This window comes from Nitriliruptor sp., assembly GCF_040882075.1.
Taxonomy (GTDB): domain Bacteria; phylum Actinomycetota; class Nitriliruptoria; order Nitriliruptorales; family Nitriliruptoraceae; genus Nitriliruptor.
On sequence record NZ_JBBEBZ010000024.1, the window covers coordinates 1 to 1,324 of the forward strand.

The 1,324-nt window shown below is 69.1% G+C and carries 3 protein-coding genes; all 3 read right to left on the reverse strand.

All coding sequences use genetic code 11. The features are described 5' to 3' along the window. A partial coding sequence (locus WEB03_RS01445; RefSeq protein ID WP_368069190.1) for a hypothetical protein occupies positions 1–216 on the reverse strand: 216 nt, incomplete at its 3' end. Between the two features lie 116 nt (positions 217–332). Beyond that, positions 333–794: a nucleotidyl transferase AbiEii/AbiGii toxin family protein gene (locus WEB03_RS01450; protein WP_368069191.1), complete on the reverse strand. Its 462-nt coding sequence runs from the start codon at positions 792–794 to the stop codon at positions 333–335. Continuing rightward, a complete protein-coding gene (locus tag WEB03_RS01455) occupies positions 791–1,057 on the reverse strand; it encodes a hypothetical protein (protein WP_368069192.1) in 267 nt (88 codons plus the stop codon). Before WEB03_RS01455 ends, WEB03_RS01450 begins: the two co-directional genes overlap by 4 nt. Positions 1,058–1,324: the final 267 nt, after the last annotated feature.

Genomic DNA, 1,324 nt, shown 5'->3' on the forward strand with positions numbered 1-1,324 from the left:
CGCTGCCGTCAGCCGGTCAGCGAGCGACTCGAGCTTGCGGTCGACCTCGACGTTCTGGCGGTCGAGCTTGCGGTCGACCTCGGCGCTCAGGCGGTCGAGGTCCGACCGCGTGACGACCGCACCGAGACGGTCCACGACCACCGCCGCCTCATCCACGCCGATGCCCTCCTCGAGCGATGCCTGCCAAGCGCTCAACGCCTGGCGTTCGCTGACCATCGTGGACCTCCGGACCGTCGTACGCAACACCGTACGGCCCGGTGCGGAGAGTCGCAGAGGGCGTCCGCTCGGCTGTGGACGACCACCTGGGACCGCCACGCGGATCGCCAGCGCGGTCAGCGCCACTCGCCGCTGTCAGCCCGCCAGGTCCCGGAGGGACTGCCGTTGTCGATGATGGGATCTGCGAACCAGGTGACGTGGTCGAGCACGTCGGCGAAGTTCGCGGGTAGACATCGTCGAGGCGTTGGCGCTGACGCCACGCGGCCCACTTCGCTTGGACGATCTCGGGCCATGACGATGGCGGCGATCGCGGCGACCAGCTCGCGGAGGTGCTCAGGGTCGTTGTCGAGCTGTTGGGCCGGCAGGTCGACGTCGCGTGTGGGCCGACGGGTGTCGAAGGCGGCGAGCAGCATGCCGCCTTTGAGGATGAGCCGATCTCGATGCTCGTGGGTGGCCAGCCGGGCGAGGAAGCCCTCAAGAGCGTAGAGGTGGAGTAGTTCGTCGGTGGGCCGGCCGTGCGTGCGGCCGTGCCGCTGCAGCGCCCGGTAGATGTCGGCCGCGAGCTCGGAGCGGGTCACAGCAGCAGCTCCAGGTCGTTGCGCAGCTGTCTGGTGGCCTTGGGGAAGTGTCGGGCCATCCGCAGCAGCTCGCCCGGCTGAGTGCCGCGCCGGGCGAGCCAGCGGCGCAGGGCTTCGCGTCCGAGTTCTGGGACTTCTTGGTGGCGGATGCGGTAGGCGTCGATGATCGACCGTTGGGCGTTGTAGATCCCGAGTTGGAGCGCATCGAGCACGATGAACCGTTCCCGGCCGATCCCGAACGTCTCGGGGCGAAGTGGCGCCAACGCACCGGCGCGGCGGTCCTGGGTGATCGCTTGCCACGCGGGATGGCCGATCTCGAGCCGGCTCGGGCTCTGGTCGGTGAGGTCGTGGCGCGCAAGAGCCGTGGCCAGGCACAGGGTTGCGGTCTCGGAGGTCAGGGCGATCTCGACCAGGTCGAAGTGCCCCTGTCTGTGTACAGAACCCTAGCTCGCCTGCCAGCGTTGCTCGGGCTAGTGCTGAGACGCTCAGCGACTCTCTCCGTAGAAAGCCGGAAGCCCGGCCCCCCGAAG